This window comes from Maribacter sp. MAR_2009_72, from assembly GCF_007827235.1.
GTDB classification, from domain to species: domain Bacteria; phylum Bacteroidota; class Bacteroidia; order Flavobacteriales; family Flavobacteriaceae; genus Maribacter; species Maribacter sedimenticola.
Genome location: NZ_VISB01000001.1, coordinates 1,643,065 through 1,661,399, shown reverse-complemented (window position 1 = coordinate 1,661,399; position 18,335 = coordinate 1,643,065). Strand labels below are relative to the sequence as shown.

The window sequence follows — 18,335 nt, the reverse complement described above, 5'->3', positions numbered from 1 at the left end:
GGCTGTGAATACGTTTGCTCATTAAATTACAGTAAAATTTAAAATTTTGAGTCAGTAATGCTTTTATTTGAGTTAAGGTGTTTTTAACATTAAATCTATTTTTGACCTATAACAATCTAAAAACACACATTATGAGAAGTTTATTATGGTTAGTAGCAGTGATATGTATAATTATATGGTTATTGGGAATGTTAGGAATTGTTCCTGGATTGGCCACAGGTAGTTTAGTACATATTTTATTGGTAATTGCGGTTATTGTAATCCTATACAATATCATTTCAGGTAAAAAAGTATTGTAAATATTTACTTTCTAATATAAATGAACCCTTGATTTTTTCAAGGGTTTTTTTATGTCTCATTGGGATAGTTTCTTAAAACATATTTAATTTAAATTTAGGTCTAGGTTATCACTTCTAGAAACAGATAATCTTTTATTATCTTTAATAGTATGATACGACCATATGTGCTTGCCGAGACAAATTGGGACCATTTAAAGGATGAACAATTTGAGCTTGCTGTTTTACCTTGGGGTGCCACGGAAGCCCATAATTACCATTTACCCTATGGTACGGATAATTATCAAGCTGAGCATATGGTAGAATATGCCGCTGGCCAATCTTGGAATAAGGGAAAAAAAGTAATTGTACTTCCTACGATTCCCTATGGTGTAAATACCGGTCAAACAGATATTTATCTGGATATGAATCTTAATCCTTCTACGCAATTGGCCATTTTAAAGGATTTGGTAACAGTTTTGAACAGGCAGGGTATTTACAAACTATTATTGTTCAATGGTCACGGTGGTAATAATTTTAAGCCAATAGTAAGAGAACTTGGATTATTGTTCCCCAAAATGTTCATTAGTTTTTGCTTCTTTCCGCCCATGTTGGATAAGACCGCATATTTTAAGGAAAAAGGAGATCATGCAGATGAAATGGAAACCAGTTTAATGCTTTATTTAAGGCCGGATTTAGTGCTTTCCAAAGAAAAATGGGGAAAAGGTGCTTCTAAGCAATTCAGGATCATGGCTTTTAATGAGGGCTGGGCTTGGGCAGAAAGACAATGGTCCAAGGTTAGTAATGATACGGGTATAGGTAATCCGGAATTTGCCACTAAAGAAAAAGGAGAACGTTTTTTTAAGGATGTATGTACGAAATTGGATGAACTGTTTTGTTCAATTTGTGATGCGGATATTACGGACTTATATGAATGATATGATTAAAACGTCATATTTAATAGGTCTTAATAATTGGTCGGTTATAACCCTTTTTCTTATCCACTTTAAATTCTTTTGTCAAAGATAAAAGTGCTCCTAAAATAATTATGTTCTTAAATATGTATTGGCTTAATAAAGTGATAGTGAATTCATTTTTACCAAAAAGAAGTTCAGGTAAAATAAATACCGGTGTAAATGTCATTACTATATGTGCTATGGCTGAATAGATGATATATTTATTTCTAAGATTTGCTAGGAATGCTATTCCTATGAAAGTTTCAAAACTCGCCAGGAGTAATAAGCCCATTTGATCAGGAACTAAGTTGTATGTTAGATTTGTTATCGTTTCCTCTACAAGGTCTTCTGCTGGGCTGGTATTGGGAAAAAATTTAAGAAGACCGAAAAAAAGATAGACTATACCAATGGTCGATGGTAAAATTCTGTTATTATACTGTACGTTTAATTTATAGGTCATAACGTTACTCTAACATGTTATTTCTTGAATTCATCAAGTAATTCTTGGTCAATTTTAACTTTAGTATTGTACACTCTATATGTAACTCCAAAATTTATCACGTAATCGGCAAAAGCGGCATCTCCGTGTCTTGGAGAACCGGTAGCTTGTTCTGTTTGTAGATCGGTAATGCTTTGTGGGCGGTCTCTTCGTACGGCAAAAGGAACATTTAGGTTAAAGGAAAAATTACCTTGGTTCAATGCTAGTCCGGGGTCAATTGATAATACATTGCCGGGTCGCCTAAAACCATCATTGCCACCAATTAAATCTTTTACAGGTACGCAGTCATAACGCGCGCCCAAAGAACTTGAAAGCGTAGGGGATAGGGTAAAACTTAATCCCGTCCTTATGGAATATTGATCAGGTACCGCCATTATAGCCTCATTTTCAAGAATAGGATTTAAAGTTTCCCTAAAGGTTCTTATACCATTGGTTTCCCTAGGATTAATAAGATAGAAACCGCTGGCATAACCAAAAATACCATTGGATAATTTTTGGTATAATTGCGCATCCAAGGTAAAACCTAGACCGCCATCACCAGGCTGTATGGATTGGTCAACCGGTCTGGTCTGCGGCTCACCACTTGGACCTACATTGTAAAAGATATCAGAAGCATTATAATTTCCGGTAGGTAGTTTTAAGCCTAGACCAACTGCAATATTTCCTTCAGGATGTTTTTCAAAGTCCAAAAGCCAAAGGCCCACACCTAAACGAATGTCACCAAGTCCCCTTGAAAATGTCGTATTTCTTTCATTGCGTCCATGCTCATATAAAGATGATCTTGAATTAAAGACGGTAGGTATGGTAATACTGGTATATAGTTTTTTGTTTATGCCATAAGTTAAAAAGAAATCCGTGCTATGGGAGTAATTGACCACCTCTGTATTATTCGTTACGCGATCCGGTTCTTCCTCCGTACCCCTAAAATGTCTAAAGGATTTAAAGTATCTGTAATTTAAACCCAATTGAAAGTCCCCTTTTCCTATAATGTTGTTTTCAAGGCTGTTTCCTACACATGAGGAAAAGTGGCGAATGGCAACACAGCCTTGTGCCTTAACATTTAATACGGTTATTAAAAAAATAACCAATAAAGGTAATTGTTTGCGGTTCATAATTTTGTTGGTTTGGTCGGTTGATAGAAAATGGTCAACTCCTAAAATTAAGAAGATGACCATAATATGATTTGAAATAACTTAAGTGACTTAAGTTTAATTAATTAACTCACGGCCAAATTAATACTATCACCTAATTTTGGGGTTAACCAATGTGCAAAAAAGATTAATGAAAAGTTAATGCACTTAATGAAAGTTTAAGTTTGTTTAATATTAAGAACTAATTGAGTTTCTTTAAGGATTATGTGGAAGAAGAGAAACCTGTATGTAGCCCTTTTATTTATTTCCTTGTTTGGATTGGCCATTATACAATACCAATATTTAAAGATTGGTCTTAATCTGGCAAAACTCCAGTTTAACACTAATCTAGGTAAAGTAAGTAGTGATGTTTCCTTAGGATTACAATCCAAAAACCAGCTCACCTTTTTATTGGGCAGTGCCCTTAAAAAGGATACTGCATATTTTACCATGAGCGTAGATAGTATACAGGATGCCTCAAGTTTTTTCTTAAATGATTATATCACGGAAAAATTGGTTAATAATGGGATTGATTCAGACTTTAGTTATACCCTTCACACCAAGGATTCTACATTTTATCTTCAATCGCCCAAACAATTTAAAGTTAAGGACAATGTGGAGTCTTATCCTATTGAGCTTACCGGATATTTATCTCAACTTCTTGGAAAAAGACTAGTGCTAGAATTACATTTTAGGAACTTGAACGGGTATTTTTTATCCAAGTTAAATGGTTTTACCTTACCGAGTATCCTATTCATTTTAGGTATTTGTATTGCAGTAGTCTGGGTGTTGCGAACATTTTATTGGCAACGGCGTGTAATTACCACGACCAATGAATTTATTAATAATTTAACCCATGAATTAAAAACACCTGTATTCTCAATTGGTTTGGCCACTAAAATTTTGGATGAAACCGCCCTGTCAAATCAAAAACCGATTTTAGAAATGATCAGGCAGCAGGTAAAAAGACTATCTGTACATATTGACAAAGTTTTGGAGCTAGGTAGTTTAGAGTCCGAAAAGAAGGTTTTAAAATTTGAGAAAGTTGATTTTAGACCTTATTTGCTCAATTTGTGCAAAGAATTTGCCACATTGGTGACCATTGAAAAGGCAACCTTTAGCTATCAGATACATGAAGGGGAATTTATATTGAGAACTGAAGTTTTTCATTTAGAAAATGCGATTAACAATATCTTGGACAATGCAAAGAAATATGCGGAAAGCCCGGTCATTCAACTCAACGCTTTTAAAAAGGATAATTGGTTGGTCATTGAGATAGCGGATAACGGTCAAGGAATATCCTTAAGTGATCAGAAAAAGATATTTTTAAAGTATTATAGGGTTATGGGCAATGAGCGCACTATGGTAAAAGGTTACGGACTTGGATTAAGTTACGTTAGGAATATTGTGGAAAAACATAAAGGAAAAGTTGAAGTGAAAAGTGAGGTTGGCAAGGGAACCCAAATATCTCTTTTAATACCCCTGTGCAATGAATAAACATAATATAATCTTAGTAGAGGACAGTACAGATCTGGGGTATTTATTATCGGAATACCTTAGGATGAAAAATTTTGAAATAAGTTGGTTTACTAATGGGGAAAGTGCACTTAAAAATTTGGAAACCGTAAAATATGATTTGGCAATATTGGATATTACAATGCCAGGTATGGATGGCTTTACCCTTGCCGAACAAATTAAAGAGCGTTTTCCAGAGCTACCTTTTTTGTTTTTGACCGCACGTTCTCTTAAAGTAGACGTATTAAAAGGTTTTTATATAGGCGCGGTAGATTATTTGAAAAAACCTATTGATGAAGAAGAACTGGTCATTAGAATAGAAAATTTATTGTCCAGGATGTCCATAGAAACCACAGCTGGAGAAAAAGCCATCATTTTTAAGATTGGCAGGTATACATTTAATGTAATCAATCAAGAATTGATGTTTAAAAATGAAGCATTTCACCTGACCACCAAAGAAAGTGAACTATTACATTATTTGGTGCTGAGAAAGAATAAATTGTGCAGTCATAAGGATATTTTGATAAAATTATGGGGTGCAAACGACTACTTTAACAAGAAAAGCTTGAACGTATTTATTACACGATTACGTAAATATTTGGAGATGGATGATAGTTTGAGTATAGATAATATTCATGGCCAAGGGTTTATATTGCGGGAATAAGCCATGATATTAGGCTTATTTCAACTCTTTCTCCACTAAGGCTATATAGGATTTCATGGCTTCCTTTTTACTTAAATTTTTAGCCTGAAAAAGTGCATTTGCCTTAAATGCATTGATTAAAGGGGTTTTGCTGCCAGGGTTGTCAAAATTGGAATTTGCAATTTTGTAGTAGGCGTATAGCTTTAGAAGAACATCGGCAGGAATAGGCTCTGTAAAACTATTGACATAGGCTACGGCCTTTTCAAACTCAATAAGTGATTTCTTCTTTTTCATTTGGGTCAACAAAAGTGGCAATGCAAGTTTGCGCTCCTTTTACTTTTTGATTCAATTTTACATTAATTTGACTATCTAAAGGTAAGAACAAGTCTACCCTAGAACCAAATTTTATAAAACCGGAATCGTCTCCCTGTTGTACACTTTCTCCTTTTTCAGCATAATTTACAATGCGCCTTGCCATGGCACCTGCTATTTGGCGGTAAAGGATTTCACCAAACTTAGGGGTTTTAATTACTACTGTCGTACGTTCATTTTCCTCGCTGGCCTTTGGGTGCCAGGCTACTAGATATTTCCCTGGGTGGTACTTGGAGAAAGATATGGTGCCACTTGCGGGGTAACGGGTTACATGTACATTGGTGGGGGACATAAAAATAGATACCTGCCTTCTTTTTTCCTTAAAATATTCCTTTTCAAAAACTTCTTCAATGACTACAACCTTACCATCTACAGGAGAAAGGATTTCATCAAAGTTTTTAATGGCAAGTCTTTTTGGGTTTCTAAAAAACTGCAAAATAGCAACCATGGCTACCAATCCAAGTAACTGAACGGTAAGTTTTAACCATGAGATGTCTATGAAATAGTGTGCTAAAATGACACTTATACCAACCAGGCAAAAAGAAAACAATATAATTTTTTGTCCCTCTCTATGAAACATAACTAAAAATATTTAACGTTAAATAGGCAAAAGGTGCGGCAAATACAAGACTATCCAAACGGTCTAACATTCCACCATGACCGGGTAAAATTGCACCACTGTCCTTAACTCCTGCCGCTCTTTTAAATTTAGATTCTATTAAATCCCCTATACTACCCGCTACAACAATTACCGTAGCCATAATCATCCATTGTATAGGACTTATCAACTGTTCCTGTGTAGCGATCAAATACGCTGCGGCAAGTGCAAAAATTAGTCCGCCCAGCGTACCTTCAACCGTTTTCTTAGGCGAAACCGAGGGAAACAATTTAGTTCTGCCAATGCTTTTCCCTACTAGATAGGCAAAGGAATCGTTTACCCAAATTAATATAAAAATTCCCATAATCAATAATTTTGCAAAAGCATCATTCTTGTAAGGAATCATAGTTAAAAAAATACAACCTCCTCCTATATAGAACAGGCCAATTATGAATTTTAAAAACTTGGTATACTTTATTTCCTTTTTGGAAAATAAATTATAGAGCAGGTATAAATCAACAGCAATGGTAATTACCATTAATATATTGATTACTTGATGGTCTTTCACCAAATAAATAAACGCCCACCAAAGAGCCAAATAAGCAGCAAAAATATGATAGCCTTTTAATCCTACCAGCTTTTTATATTCGTAAAGACATGCTAGGCCAAAGGTCATGAACAAAAAATCAAAAGCATCTGAACTCAGAAAAACTGCAGATAGCAATAGGATGATATAAACCGCCCCTGTTAATGACCTTCGTAAAATTTCCTTCATACTATAAATCTTCCAGAAGTAAAAGATAAAGATTTTTAGTGCTACTACCATAGGTTAGGAAATCATCTGAATTTTCTGCGGTAGCCTTAAAGTGTTTTAACGTTGTAATATTGGCCGGTATTTTTTGTCCGTATTTTTTCTTGATCGTTTTTAGACCTTCGCCTATAGATTCTACCAATTGACTTGTGGTTGCAAAAACCACAACGTTACTTGGAAGTTCATTTACCTTTTTTTCCAATAACTGGTTGGAGCATACCAAAATGCTGCCATTTTGGGCGATTAGATGTTCGCATGTAGTGAAAAACACCTCGCTATCCCTAGGATTATCTGTGTAGGTAATAGATTCCTTTGAGAATTTTTCGGCAAGTCTTTTATTTAAAATATAAAAAGGCTCGTTTTCCCAATTGTTCTCGATTACAATATTCTGTATGGCATTGGAAATTTCGGCATCATTGATACAGTAAATGAATTTACCACCATTTTTTTTAAAATGGATGGTAAATTTCTCATCTACGGGAATGTTTAGGTCTGGCATATGGTCACCACGGGTTTCAGCAGTTTCTTTAGAAACTTTCTTTTTACCCCCACCAAATAACATATCTAAAATCCCCATTTATTCTGTTATAACAATTGCCGGTTAAATTAATGCAATATTAGTTATTCTCTGTAATTTCCTGATCTTCTATTTCCGTAGAATCTTTCTCTTCGTTCAGTTTTTTTTCGTTTTCTAAAGCTAAGATATCTTTTTCGAAATTTCGTTTGCCAAAGATTTTTTCCAAATCTTCCTTAAAGATAACTTCTTTCTCCAATAATCTTTCTGCCAAAGTGGTAAGTTTATCCTTATTTTCCGTTAGGACTTTTATGGCTCTTTGATATTGTTCTTCTATTATCTTAGAGATTTCAGCATCTATTTTTCTAGCAGTGTCCTCACTATATGGTTTGGAGAATCCGTAAGAGTCTTGACCTGAAGAATCGTAATAGGTTATATTTCCTATTTCATCATTAAGTCCGTAAATGGTAACCATGGCCCTAGCTTGTTTGGTTACCTTTTCCAAATCACTTAACGCACCGGTAGATATTTTGTTAAAGATGACTTTTTCTGCAGCTCTACCGCCCATAGTAGCACACATTTCATCTAACATTTGCTCAGGTCTTACGATTAAACGCTCTTCGGGCAAGTACCATGCGGCACCTAAAGATTGGCCTCTTGGTACAATGGTTACCTTGACCAATGGAGCGGCATGTTCCAGCATCCAACTCGTAGTGGCATGACCGGCTTCATGGTAAGCTATGGTTTCTTTTTCTCCTGGAGTTATAATCTTATTTTTCTTTTCAAGCCCACCAACGATTCTATCTACCGCATCAAGGAAATCTTGCTTGTCAACTGCTTTTTTCTCGTTTCTTGCTGCAATTAATGCTGCTTCATTACAAACATTGGCAATATCCGCTCCAGAAAATCCTGGGGTTTGTCTAGCCAAAAAGTCCAAATCTAACGTTTCCAGGGTTTTAATGGGTCTTAGGTGAACTTCAAAAATTTCCTTACGCTCACGAATATCCGGTAGGTCAACATATATTTGACGGTCAAATCTACCGGCACGCATCAATGCTTTATCCAATACATCGGCACGGTTGGTGGCGGCTAATACAATTACGTTAGTATTGGTGCCAAAACCATCCATTTCCGTTAATAACTGATTAAGGGTATTCTCACGCTCATCGTTAGACCCCGTGAAGTTATTTTTACCCCTTGCTCTACCTATGGCATCAATTTCATCAATGAATATGATAGCAGGCGATTTGTCTTTTGCTTGTTTGAAAAGGTCACGTACCCTAGATGCACCTACACCAACGAACATTTCTACGAAATCTGAACCAGATAACGAGAAGAAAGGAACTTTGGCTTCTCCGGCAACCGCTTTTGCCAATAATGTCTTACCGGTACCTGGAGGGCCTACCAATAATGCACCTTTAGGTATTTTACCACCTAAGGAGGTATACTTGTCCGGATTTCTTAGGAACTCAACAATCTCCTCAACTTCTTCCTTTGCGCCTTCTAAACCGGCAACATCCTTGAACGATGTTCTTGTATCTGTCTTTTCATCGAACAGTTTAGCCTTTGATTTTCCAATGTTGAAAATTTGACCTCCTGCGCCTCCACCGCCACCGCCGGACATTCTACGCATCAAATAAATCCATATACCAATGATAAGTACAAAAGGCAACAAGGACAGTAAGAAATCTATAATGGCCGTTGATTCCTTTCCAAATTCTATGATGGTATCTAAATTGTTCTCCTTTTTAATATCGGTAATTTCATTCTGGAATATTTGAAGATCACCATAATCTAACGTGTATTGGGGTACATTGTCAGATGTGGGCAAAAACGACTTTTCGTTAACGTCCTTATGGACATCTTTTGCAATTGCCTCATCGGTCAAAAACACCTTTGCCTGGTTGGTGTTTGTGATGATCAGAATTTTCTTGACATCCCCGTTCCGTAAATATTCTTGAAGTTCTGAGGTAGTTGTCTTATTGGTACTTGCCAAATCATCACTACTAAATAGTTGAAAGCCTATAAGTAATACTGCTACCAATCCATAAATCCACCAAGAGCTAAATTTTGGTTTTTTTGGATTTGTTTTGTTTTCTTTTGCCATTTTAATTTTTTATTGATTAACGCTGCTATCTATGACCGTGAACTTTGCGTCACCCCATAGGCCTTCTATATCGTAATATTCACGAACTTGCTTTTGGAATACATGAACTACGACGTTTACATAGTCCATTAGTACCCACTCGGCATTATCCTCGCCTTCTACATGCCAAGGTTTATCTTGAATTGCTTTGCTTACTGTTTTTTGGATTGATCCTACAATCGCATTTACATGCGTATTGGATGTACCGTTACAAATTATGAAGTAATCACAAACGGTATTTTCAATTTCTCTTAAATCCAATAGATTTATATTGTGTCCTTTTACTTCGTCAACTCCTTGTATAATTAATGCAATTAACTCATCTACGCTAGCTTTTCTTTCCTGCATTCAAAAATTTTAATTTTTACAAAGTTATTATTTTTTTGTTCTTTTAGGTCTAGTTTTTAACAATACATTAAAGAATAACAATATGTACCGCAAATGCAAATAATCAAACTTGATGCCACGGCCTCTACAAATACTTATTTGAAAGAATTATCGACCCAGACCAATTTAAATGATTTTACGGTTGTAATGACGAAAAATCAAACGGCAGGTAGGGGACAATTAAATAGTAAATGGGAGTTTGAAGAAGGTAAAAATCTAGCAATCAGTATTTTAAAAAAAGATTTAGCTATTCCCGTGGATAAAATGTTTGTACTTAGTATTTCGGTTTCACTAGCAATTTTAGAGGCTTTGCAGACATTGGGAGTGCCAAACTTAAGTGTAAAATGGCCTAACGACATTCTGTCAGGTAATTCAAAAATTGGTGGTATTTTAATAGAGAATATGCTGGCTGGCAGTAAAATAAAAAGGAGTATCATTGGTTTTGGACTAAATGTAAACCAAGTGGCCTTTAATTATGCCCCAAATGCTTCTTCTTTGATCAATATTTTTGGTAGCGAACAGAACTTGGAGAACATTTTCGGCATTCTGGTTGATCATTTACACCGGCATTTAAAAAAACCTATGGTTGACATGGAGGAAAGGCTCTATAAATCCTATGAATCCAATTTATTTAAAAATGGGGAGCATAGCTATTTTATGGACCAAGATAAGAATATGCTATCCGGAAGTATTACAGGGGTAAGTAAAAGTGGTATGCTCAAAGTTGAGCTAGATGATGGTACTTTACGGGAATTTGGGTTAAAGGAAGTTCAGCTGCAGTACTAAACTTTGGCCAAATTTGTTGAAAGTGTTTTAATGAAATTGGTGATAGGGGTCTTGATCATCATGGCCATCATGGCATTAAATTCACCATTAAAACTTAAGGTAACCTCACTTTTTTCAGTGGATAGTTCTATAATATCCGCAGTTAACGTAAAGGGAAGTTTATCACTTGCCGCCCCAAGCACCAATTTATTATATGGGGTTTCCTCTTTTTTTTCAAGGACAATTTCCGGCATTCCTTTTAATGCAAAAAGAAACCGGTTTTCCGATAGGACTTCAAATTTATCAATGTTATCTGGCATTAATTGTCTAAAATTTGACAGGTCATTTAAGAAATTATAAGTCTCCTCTTGCGTTTTAGCAACTTCTGCCTTTGGCGATTCTATAAACATATTTATTTATTTGTCCATTTAGAAGGGTCTTTTCTCCACTCCATTAATGTTTTTAACTGATCATCTTTTACATAGCCTGTTTCAGATGCTTGTTCTATTAGATACTCATAACTACTTAAAGTATGCAGCTCCGTATTTTTATCCTTAAAATTATCCAATGCGGTTTGAAAACCATAAGTAAAAATTGCCAACATTCCTTTTACGTTTGCCTTTTGGTCACGCAAAGCATCAACGGCATTAAGGCTACTTTTGCCAGTGCTGATAAGGTCTTCTATGACCACTACGGACTGGTTGGCCTCCAAATGCCCTTCAATCTGGTTTTGTCTGCCGTGTGACTTTGGTTGGGGCCTTACATAAACAAAGGGTAGGTTAAGCTTGTCTGCTACCAATGCCCCAATTCCTATGGCCCCTGTAGCAACACCCACAATGCAATCTGGCTTGCCGTAGAGTTGCTCTACCTGCTTAGCCATTTCATCCCTAATATAATTTCTTATAATAGGGTAGGACAATAAAATTCTATTGTCGCAATAGATAGGAGAATTCCAACCAGAAGCCCATGTAAAAGGATTTTCGGGTTTCAATTTTATTGCATTAATTTGCAGCAGAAGCTCTGCTGTTTTTTTAGCCGTGTTTTTGTCTAAAACCATGATGCAAATGTATAAAGTTTTTGTCAATGAATTGCCTTTGATTTTAACAAATAAACTATCAGAAACGGCAAATGGGGAGTATTTTCTACTCAACCAAGATTCAATTCAAGAAGCAATTAAATCTTTAAAAAAGAAAAAATTAACGGAGGCTTATATCTATCATCCAAACCATGAGGAAATTTTAAAAAAATTCACCAAGGAAATTCCTTTGGTGGTAGCGGCCGGAGGGGTGGTAACCAATGAGGAAGGAAAGGTATTGTTTATATATAGGAACGATAAGTGGGACTTGCCCAAGGGTAAATTGGATAAAGGCGAATCAATAGAGGATTGTGCCATACGCGAGGTCATGGAAGAAACCGGGGTCAAAGGATTAAAGATTGAAAACTTTTTACGCACCACATACCATATTTTTAAGAACGGTGGCATCTATACCCTAAAACAAGTGCATTGGTATGCAATGAAGACCGATTATAACGGTAAGTTGAAACCGGAGAAAAAAGAGGGAATCGTCAAGGTACGATGGAAAGGACCTATAAAGATCCAAAAGGCGCTACAGAATTCCTATGCCAATATCAAGATTTTATTTGAAGGGGATTAATCTATACGTGCAATCCTATATATAGGATATTGCATATGTGCCTTTTCATATAGATCACTTTGTTTAAACAGCCAATCTAATTGTGAATACCAATTTTCCTTAAATTTTGGATCAGTATTCCTTTTATTCTCAAAGGCAGTTTGTAAATCGGGATTATTTTTAAGTATCTGTATTGCGGTGTCTTCAAAAACATACGGTGAAAATCCTTCTTTTTGCTGTAAAATGGTGTCAAAAAAGTTCCAGTTGAAAAACGAGTCCTTAGCTGATGGTTCCAAGGTCTCAATGATATATCTAATACCAGGTTGATCAACCGGTACAATAATATCGCCGGCATAAAAATTTTGAGCTCTATCTTCTTTTGAAAGTTGGGTGTTATAATGAAGGTAATGACCTTCATAAGGAGCACTCATTGTTTGGTAATCCGTAATGCTGTAAGATTCAATTTGGATGAGGGTGTCCGTTTTAATGGTTTCATATTGTATACGGTTCATGTTCAATCTATCTATGATACAAGACCATTGTTTGCCAATTACATAGGCTTTGGGTATTTCAATAGAATCCAATGCCATAAAAAAGTCCTTGTATTCAATTTCATTCTCTATTGGGGCCTGTCTATTGAATTTTAATCTAGGAAAACCTGTAACCTCACTAGTAATGGTATCTGCTGTAAACCCCTTAAATTTAATTGTACTGGATTTTGTTGTGTCTACTTGCCATGCAATAGGGTAATATTGAGCATCTGCCAACTCTTTGGCCCTCAATGTGCGCAATTCCTTAATTTTAGGACCTTCAATATCACTTAAGGCAATCATATTCTTCATGAGTTCATAGGTGCCCGCTACGCGTTCTTTATAAGGTTTCAACATATGGGTTTCAACCATCATGCCCAAAGTGTTCCAAAGGGTGGTGTATCCGGTGGAATATCTTGGGTGGTCCATAAATTGTTGAAATCCGGTTTCCGGTGGTTTATTGAAAACATTGACATAGGGGGTAATTTCCCAATTGTCCTGTAAAAGGGAATCCTTTAAAAGGGGCATAAATTGTTGATGGACATAATTACCTAAAGCACCACCCAATTTATTATGTTGGGTAAAAAGGTGCGTAAGGGTATATTGATAGTCTGCACCATTGCTTACATGATTATCAATAAAAACATCAGGATTGATAAGGTGATAGATCTCGGCAAAAGTTGCCGCATTTTTGGTGTCGTTCTTTATAAAATCCCTATTAAGGTCATAATTTCTGGCATTACCTCTAAAACCGTATGCCTTTGGGCCATTTTGGTTTGCCCTGGTGGTACTGTTTCTGTTTAATGCCCCTCCAATATTATAGATTGGGATAGTTGCAATGATGGTTTGTTTGGGACTTTCTATTTTTTGACTGGCCAAATCCCTGAATAAAAGCATTGTAGCGTCAATACCATCACTTTCACCTGGGTGAATACCATTGTTTATTAGCATTAATGTATGGTCAACGCTAAGCTTTTTAAAGTTAAAGTTGCCTTTTGGGCTAAAGGTGACGACATGTAATGGATGGCCACTATCTGTAGTGCCAATAGTTTGCATATTTATACTGGAGAACTCTTTGGCAAGTTTTTTATAGAAATCCAAAACCTCCTCATATGTGGCCGTTTCTTCTTTATTGGATTGTTCAAAAGGGGTAGGGAATTCCTGTATGTAGTTTTCCTCAACCTTTTTACATGAAAATAATAGGGAAAAGATAACAAATAGAAGTAATGATCTCATTGCCGGAATAAGGATTAAGCGTGTGCATGCGGTTAAACAAGCACAAATTTAATCATTAGTTTACGCTTTCGGCAATTTTTGTTATATCCTCTATTTTGGATTTATCAATTGGTTTTTGATTGAACGTGATCAAATGGTGGCTTTTGGTCCTGTAATGTTCCCATTGTTTTTTGTCATAGGGATCTATTGAAGATGTAACGATATTAATTCGTACCCTATCCTTAATGGGTAATTGTATAAACGCTTCTAAAAATTCCCATCCGTCCATTATAGGCATATTGATGTCTAAAAATAATATTTTAGGGATAGGTTTATTTTTATGTAGTTTTTCTTTCATGGCATCTATGGCCAACAACCCGTTTGCATAAGATTCAATAATATCGCATTCAACGGCAAGGCTAATTAACTTTCTTAAACCAAAAACCGTAATAGCATCATCATCGATTATAGTGATTTCACTAATTTTTGTCATTAAAGAATATTTTGAATTCCGTTCCTTTTCCTACTTCACTGCTCACTTCAATTTTACCGTTCATGGCATCTATTTGATTTTTTGTAATGTAAAGACCAATACCTCTAGCATCTTTATGCTCATGGAACGTTTTGTACATGCCAAATAATTTTTTGCCATGTTTTTCAAGATCAATTCCCAAGCCATTGTCTGCAATGGTCAATACGGAATAACCATCTTCCTTGTATGCACTTAGTACAATTTTAGAGTTTCTTTTGGGGTCCTTATATTTTACGGCATTAGTAATGAAATTATTTAATATACTGTCCAAATAAGAAGGTACTGATTTTACCTTAAACGTTTTTGGTATAGTATTCTTTATCTCCGCCTTGTTGTTAAGAAGATATCCTGTTAAATATTGATGTACATCCAATACCTTATTATATAGGTTGATTGATTTTTTATCAATATTGGTATTGGTATTTATTGAAATAACATCGTTTAAATTGTCCAAAGTTTCCAATAAATTATTGGAGGAATCAGATAGCATCTTAATAATCCGTTTTTTCTCATCCTCATCTTCCTCATCGTTTAAAAAGTCGAGCAGCATGCTGAAATTTGCAGAATGCGATCTTAGGTTATGCGATACGATATGCGCAAAATTCAACAGTTTTTTATTTTGAATAGATGCAATGTTGATGATATTTCTAAGCTCTGTTTCCTTTTCTTTTAGTGCGGTAATATCCAAACTGATGCCCACAATACCATAGGCAACCCCTTTGTTGTTCAGCAATGGAATTTTGGAACTTAAAAAAGAGGTTTCCTTACCATCTAATTTTATGTTGAGCGTCTCTTTACCGATAATAGGTTTTAAGGTATTCATTACCCTTAAGTCCTCTTCTCTTGATCTTGCGGCAGATTCAGCAGGATACAAGTCAAAATCACTCTTACCTAAAATTTCTTCAGGACTATCAACCCCCAAAAAATCGCATTCTGCTTTATTGACCAGTATTTTTCTGGACTCTGTATCTTTTATATAAACGTTTACCGGTAGATTATCGATCAAGGTTCTCAGCAATTTTTCATTGTTCAGGGTTTTGTTATCTGCATCTACCTGTTCCTGTATATCTTGAAAAGTGCCTATTAACCCAACCAATTCACCGTTGTGGTAAATAGGTTTACCGCCAGACATCACCCATTTTTCATCTCCATTTGCCGTTACAATTTGTAATTTTAAGTTGCTCCATGCCTTACCTTTTTCCTGGGCTTCAAAAAGTGCCATGGATATAGCATTACGGCTATGCCCTTCCTTATAATAATATATGGCGTTTTCAATATTAGGGGTAAAATGTGGAGGTACTTCATGAATGGCCTTGGTAATGTCGCACCAGGTTAAAATATTATTGTTGACATCATACTCCCATCTACCAATTTTGGTGATTTCGGCTTGCTGTTTTAGCAATTGGTCCTTTTTATTGAGTTCCAACTCGCTGTTTATAGAATCGGTAATATCTGTAATCTGAATAATTGCCCCAATAATTTCTTCATCAGTATTGTACCAAGGAGAATTGGACCACTCATACCATACTTCATTATTGTTATCGTCCAGTGCTTGGTGAATTCCTAAGGGTTGGGGCTTACCTTTAAAACAGTTTTCCAATACATTTTTCCATTTTGGGCTTAGATTGGGAAACAATTTAAAAAGACTGGTCTTTTTGTTTGCTTTATTTTGTTTACTGAACAACTGCATCCATTTATCGGATGTATGTACAATATTAAAATTGGTATCAACAAATGCCGTTGGTGTTGGCAATTGTTTAATTAAGAATGAAGTAGTCGTAGTTTGGGGAACTTTAATCATACCGATGTAATTTCTTACTAAATTAGTTGGTGTTTGTAGGTTTAAGGTATATTTGTTGTGAATGCTTCAAATTACGTTGTGTAATAGGATATAGGGCCAATTTTAGATAATCTTCATCAATTTTTATTGAAATAAATTTTAAAGGTTGTTCCTTGTCCTACAGTGCTCATTGCGCTTATTTTACCGTTCATTGCCTCTATTTGATTTTTGGTTATATACAGGCCAATTCCTCTAGAATCCATATTTCTATGAAAGGTATTGTATAGCCCAAAGAGTTTGTCGCCATGTTTTTCAAGATCAATACCAATTCCGTTGTCCTCAATGCTCAATACCGTATAATTTTTTTCTTCCTTGGCACTAATTATGATTATGGGACTTTTTCCTTCTTTTCTGTATTTGATAGCGTTTGTAATGCAATTGGTCAAAATACTATTGAGATATGCGGGCAATGCTTTAATTGTTACGGTATCTGCTATTTCATTGACAATTTTACCTTTGGTCTCCTTTAATAGACCGGCTACATTTTGCTCCACTAGGAAAACATGTTCGTTGAGGGAAAGTGATTTTTTTTCTAGATTAATATTGGAACGTATCTCAACTATTTCCCTTAATCCTTTTATTGTTTCCGTTAAGTTGTCAGATGCACTAAACAACATATTCATTAATTTCTTACGTTCGTGCACGCCATTTTCTGCATTTAAAAAGTTAAGCAGTAACGAAAAGTTGGTGGCATGCGTCTTAAGATTGTGAGACACCATATGGGCAAAGTTCAATAGCTTTTCATTTTTTTCCTTGGATAGCCTAATGGTCTTCTTAAAATTTCTTTCCAAGTTGGTTTGTGATGAGATATTTTCAATAGTGCAAAGTATATTGTCATCTATATCACCCTGAAGAACTGTCCCATAAATCTGTATAGTAATATTCTTATTGTTCTTGGTGGTAAATGTAGTTTTAAATGCACTGAACTCACCGCTATCCGATAATTGCTTACTAAGCATGCCAAAGTCCGTTTGCTGGGTTTTTTTGATAAATTCAGTGAAACGTCGTTGAAGGAAATGCGTTTTCTCAAATTCCGTGAGTTGTAGAAGTCTATTGTTTACATCTTTAATTTGCCCAGATGACCGATCAATAATAGCTAAACCAAAAGGGACCTTTTCAAATAAGGGATACTTGGCTGGTTCTACGGTGGGCGTTGTTGAATTTGCTAGAATGGTATCGGTAATATTTTGTATGGTACCAATTATTCTTGTGCACTTGCCATCCTTAAATTTTGGGCGCCCTATGGAATTTACCCAGATAACCGTACCGTCCTTTTGTTTTAATTTCAATTTTTCATTCCAAGGTAAGCCGGATTGTATGGCATTTTTCAAGGAATCCTTTATGGTTTTTCTAGAGGTTTCAGGTAAATAAAAATGAATGGCCTTTTCTATAGTAGGTATGAATTCATTGGTAACGCCATAAATCTTATATACTGCAGGTGTCCACTGTAAATTGTTTTCCTTGATATCGTATTCCCAGCTGCCTATTTGTGCAATGGAACTCTTTTCATTTAGAAGGCGTTTTGTCTTATTTAATTCCCATTGCAGTTCTTGAGCTTTTGATATGGTTTCTACTTTAATAATAACGCCAATTATATTTCCGTAACCATCTTTCCAAGGGTTTAAATGCCAAAATGAATTTTGCTGTGTATCCGTTTGGAGGATAGGGCTATACTTAAATTTTATATCCCTGAGACCATCTAGACTATAAGATAGCCTTGTTTGGAACTCTGGTCCTAATTGTGGAAATAGGTCAAGAATTTGTTGGTCCTTGATTTTTTCTAAACAAAAATTAAATATTGAAAGCCATTTTGGAGAAGCGCTTTTTAATTTTAGATCGGTATCTATGATTGCAATGGAGGAGGGAATTTGTGCAATCCAATCTAAGGACGATATGATACTCTTATTTGATTTTAGCATAGTCGGAAAGAATTTTCCTACTAAAATAATGGAATATTTTAATTTTTAAAGCCG

At 35.5% G+C, this 18,335-nt stretch carries 20 protein-coding genes; 6 read left to right on the top strand and 14 right to left on the bottom strand.

Features of this window, described 5'->3' with window-relative positions:
• Nucleotides 1-131 precede the first annotated feature (131 nt).
• Nucleotides 132-299 (top strand): lmo0937 family membrane protein, encoded by a 168-nt coding sequence (locus JM81_RS06865; RefSeq protein ID WP_027067903.1) that lies wholly within the window; start codon nucleotides 132-134, stop codon nucleotides 297-299.
• Nucleotides 300-448: 149 nt separating this feature from the next.
• Entirely contained in the window at nucleotides 449-1,213 is a 765-nt protein-coding gene (locus tag JM81_RS06860) for a creatininase family protein (RefSeq protein ID WP_144801653.1), read from the top strand.
• Nucleotides 1,214-1,232: 19 nt separating this feature from the next.
• On the opposite strand, the gene JM81_RS06855 is transcribed toward JM81_RS06860, so the two are convergent.
• Together JM81_RS06855 and JM81_RS06850 are read right to left on the bottom strand one after the other, a co-directional pair.
• Entirely contained in the window at nucleotides 1,233-1,691 is a 459-nt protein-coding gene (locus tag JM81_RS06855; protein ID WP_144801650.1) for a doxx family protein, read from the bottom strand.
• Between the two features lie 17 nt (nucleotides 1,692-1,708).
• Entirely contained in the window at nucleotides 1,709-2,842 is a 1,134-nt protein-coding gene (locus tag JM81_RS06850) for a transporter (protein WP_144801647.1), read from the bottom strand.
• Nucleotides 2,843-3,085: 243 nt separating this feature from the next.
• On the opposite strand from JM81_RS06850, the gene JM81_RS06845 reads away from it, so the two are divergent.
• On the top strand, nucleotides 3,086-4,357 hold the full coding sequence (locus JM81_RS06845) for a sensor histidine kinase (RefSeq protein WP_144801644.1): 1,272 nt from the start codon (nucleotides 3,086-3,088) through the stop codon (nucleotides 4,355-4,357).
• Nucleotides 4,350-5,039, top strand: coding sequence for a response regulator transcription factor (locus JM81_RS06840; protein WP_144801642.1), 690 nt, complete (start codon nucleotides 4,350-4,352; stop codon nucleotides 5,037-5,039). Before JM81_RS06845 ends, JM81_RS06840 begins: the two co-directional genes overlap by 8 nt.
• A 15-nt stretch (nucleotides 5,040-5,054) precedes the next feature.
• On the opposite strand, the gene JM81_RS06835 is transcribed toward JM81_RS06840, so the two are convergent.
• Genes JM81_RS06835 through rsfS form a run of 6 tightly spaced genes read right to left on the bottom strand, consistent with a single transcriptional unit; the run spans nucleotide 5,055 to nucleotide 9,807 of the window.
• Entirely contained in the window at nucleotides 5,055-5,312 is a 258-nt protein-coding gene (locus tag JM81_RS06835; protein ID WP_089263048.1) for an acyl-CoA-binding protein, read from the bottom strand.
• Nucleotides 5,287-5,970, bottom strand: coding sequence for a phosphatidylserine decarboxylase family protein (locus JM81_RS06830; protein WP_144801639.1), 684 nt, complete (start codon nucleotides 5,968-5,970; stop codon nucleotides 5,287-5,289). The genes JM81_RS06835 and JM81_RS06830 overlap by 26 nt, the downstream gene beginning before the upstream one ends.
• Nucleotides 5,960-6,763 carry a phosphatidate cytidylyltransferase gene (locus tag JM81_RS06825; protein WP_089263044.1) on the bottom strand — a complete coding sequence of 268 codons (804 nt, stop codon included), beginning with the start codon at nucleotides 6,761-6,763 and terminating at the stop codon, nucleotides 5,960-5,962. The genes JM81_RS06830 and JM81_RS06825 overlap by 11 nt, the downstream gene beginning before the upstream one ends.
• 1 nt (nucleotide 6,764) lies before the next feature.
• On the bottom strand, nucleotides 6,765-7,376 hold the full coding sequence (locus JM81_RS06820; protein WP_144801636.1) for an LUD domain-containing protein: 612 nt from the start codon (nucleotides 7,374-7,376) through the stop codon (nucleotides 6,765-6,767).
• A gap of 40 nt (nucleotides 7,377-7,416) precedes the next feature.
• Nucleotides 7,417-9,420, bottom strand: a complete 2,004-nt coding sequence (gene ftsH / locus JM81_RS06815) for an ATP-dependent zinc metalloprotease FtsH (RefSeq protein ID WP_089263040.1) — start codon at nucleotides 9,418-9,420, stop codon at nucleotides 7,417-7,419.
• A gap of 9 nt (nucleotides 9,421-9,429) precedes the next feature.
• Nucleotides 9,430-9,807: a ribosome silencing factor gene (rsfS, locus tag JM81_RS06810; protein WP_089263038.1), complete on the bottom strand. Its 378-nt coding sequence runs from the start codon at nucleotides 9,805-9,807 to the stop codon at nucleotides 9,430-9,432.
• A 93-nt stretch (nucleotides 9,808-9,900) separates the two neighbouring features.
• Here rsfS and JM81_RS06805 point away from each other — a divergent pair, with 93 nt between their 5' ends.
• On the top strand, nucleotides 9,901-10,632 hold the full coding sequence (locus tag JM81_RS06805; protein ID WP_144801633.1) for a biotin--[acetyl-CoA-carboxylase] ligase: 732 nt from the start codon (nucleotides 9,901-9,903) through the stop codon (nucleotides 10,630-10,632).
• Here the strand turns inward: JM81_RS06805 and JM81_RS06800 are convergent.
• Together JM81_RS06800 and pyrE are read right to left on the bottom strand one after the other, a co-directional pair.
• Nucleotides 10,629-11,021 (bottom strand): SRPBCC family protein, encoded by a 393-nt coding sequence (locus tag JM81_RS06800; protein ID WP_144801630.1) that lies wholly within the window; start codon nucleotides 11,019-11,021, stop codon nucleotides 10,629-10,631. The genes JM81_RS06805 and JM81_RS06800 overlap by 4 nt on opposite strands.
• Before the next feature lie 2 nt (nucleotides 11,022-11,023).
• On the bottom strand, nucleotides 11,024-11,668 hold the full coding sequence (gene pyrE, locus JM81_RS06795; RefSeq protein ID WP_144801628.1) for an orotate phosphoribosyltransferase: 645 nt from the start codon (nucleotides 11,666-11,668) through the stop codon (nucleotides 11,024-11,026).
• Nucleotides 11,669-11,675: 7 nt separating this feature from the next.
• On the opposite strand from pyrE, the gene JM81_RS06790 reads away from it, so the two are divergent.
• Complete coding sequence (locus JM81_RS06790; protein WP_089263101.1) at nucleotides 11,676-12,266, top strand: NUDIX hydrolase; 591 nt, start codon at nucleotides 11,676-11,678, stop codon at nucleotides 12,264-12,266.
• On the opposite strand, the gene JM81_RS06785 is transcribed toward JM81_RS06790, so the two are convergent.
• The 4 genes from JM81_RS06785 to JM81_RS06770 all read right to left on the bottom strand — a co-directional run bounded on the left by JM81_RS06785 (nucleotide 12,263) and on the right by JM81_RS06770 (nucleotide 18,281).
• On the bottom strand, nucleotides 12,263-14,011 hold the full coding sequence (locus JM81_RS06785) for a M14 family metallopeptidase (protein ID WP_144801625.1): 1,749 nt from the start codon (nucleotides 14,009-14,011) through the stop codon (nucleotides 12,263-12,265). The genes JM81_RS06790 and JM81_RS06785 overlap by 4 nt on opposite strands.
• Nucleotides 14,012-14,066: 55 nt before the next feature.
• Nucleotides 14,067-14,483: a response regulator transcription factor gene (locus JM81_RS06780; RefSeq protein WP_089263029.1), complete on the bottom strand. Its 417-nt coding sequence runs from the start codon at nucleotides 14,481-14,483 to the stop codon at nucleotides 14,067-14,069.
• Complete coding sequence (locus JM81_RS06775; protein ID WP_144801622.1) at nucleotides 14,470-16,323, bottom strand: PAS domain-containing protein; 1,854 nt, start codon at nucleotides 16,321-16,323, stop codon at nucleotides 14,470-14,472. The genes JM81_RS06780 and JM81_RS06775 overlap by 14 nt, the downstream gene beginning before the upstream one ends.
• A gap of 116 nt (nucleotides 16,324-16,439) precedes the next feature.
• Complete coding sequence (locus JM81_RS06770; RefSeq protein WP_144801619.1) at nucleotides 16,440-18,281, bottom strand: ATP-binding protein; 1,842 nt, start codon at nucleotides 18,279-18,281, stop codon at nucleotides 16,440-16,442.
• Nucleotides 18,282-18,335: the final 54 nt, after the last annotated feature.

Coding starts and splice junctions, on each gene's coding strand:
- JM81_RS06840 (WP_144801642.1), top strand. CDS start 4,350: ATGAATAAACATAATATAATCTTAGTAGAGGACAGTACAGATCTGGGG.
- pyrE (WP_144801628.1), bottom strand. CDS start 11,668: ATGGTTTTAGACAAAAACACGGCTAAAAAAACAGCAGAGCTTCTGCTG.
- JM81_RS06775 (WP_144801622.1), bottom strand. CDS start 16,323: ATGATTAAAGTTCCCCAAACTACGACTACTTCATTCTTAATTAAACAA.
- JM81_RS06790 (WP_089263101.1), top strand. CDS start 11,676: ATGTATAAAGTTTTTGTCAATGAATTGCCTTTGATTTTAACAAATAAA.
- JM81_RS06855 (WP_144801650.1), bottom strand. CDS start 1,691: ATGACCTATAAATTAAACGTACAGTATAATAACAGAATTTTACCATCG.
- JM81_RS06830 (WP_144801639.1), bottom strand. CDS start 5,970: ATGTTTCATAGAGAGGGACAAAAAATTATATTGTTTTCTTTTTGCCTG.
- JM81_RS06845 (WP_144801644.1), top strand. CDS start 3,086: ATGTGGAAGAAGAGAAACCTGTATGTAGCCCTTTTATTTATTTCCTTG.
- JM81_RS06850 (WP_144801647.1), bottom strand. CDS start 2,842: ATGAACCGCAAACAATTACCTTTATTGGTTATTTTTTTAATAACCGTA.
- JM81_RS06835 (WP_089263048.1), bottom strand. CDS start 5,312: ATGAAAAAGAAGAAATCACTTATTGAGTTTGAAAAGGCCGTAGCCTAT.
- ftsH (WP_089263040.1), bottom strand. CDS start 9,420: ATGGCAAAAGAAAACAAAACAAATCCAAAAAAACCAAAATTTAGCTCT.
- JM81_RS06825 (WP_089263044.1), bottom strand. CDS start 6,763: ATGAAGGAAATTTTACGAAGGTCATTAACAGGGGCGGTTTATATCATC.
- JM81_RS06785 (WP_144801625.1), bottom strand. CDS start 14,011: ATGAGATCATTACTTCTATTTGTTATCTTTTCCCTATTATTTTCATGT.
- JM81_RS06800 (WP_144801630.1), bottom strand. CDS start 11,021: ATGTTTATAGAATCGCCAAAGGCAGAAGTTGCTAAAACGCAAGAGGAG.
- JM81_RS06770 (WP_144801619.1), bottom strand. CDS start 18,281: ATGCTAAAATCAAATAAGAGTATCATATCGTCCTTAGATTGGATTGCA.
- JM81_RS06860 (WP_144801653.1), top strand. CDS start 449: ATGATACGACCATATGTGCTTGCCGAGACAAATTGGGACCATTTAAAG.
- JM81_RS06780 (WP_089263029.1), bottom strand. CDS start 14,483: ATGACAAAAATTAGTGAAATCACTATAATCGATGATGATGCTATTACG.
- JM81_RS06820 (WP_144801636.1), bottom strand. CDS start 7,376: ATGGGGATTTTAGATATGTTATTTGGTGGGGGTAAAAAGAAAGTTTCT.
- JM81_RS06865 (WP_027067903.1), top strand. CDS start 132: ATGAGAAGTTTATTATGGTTAGTAGCAGTGATATGTATAATTATATGG.
- JM81_RS06805 (WP_144801633.1), top strand. CDS start 9,901: ATGCAAATAATCAAACTTGATGCCACGGCCTCTACAAATACTTATTTG.
- rsfS (WP_089263038.1), bottom strand. CDS start 9,807: ATGCAGGAAAGAAAAGCTAGCGTAGATGAGTTAATTGCATTAATTATA.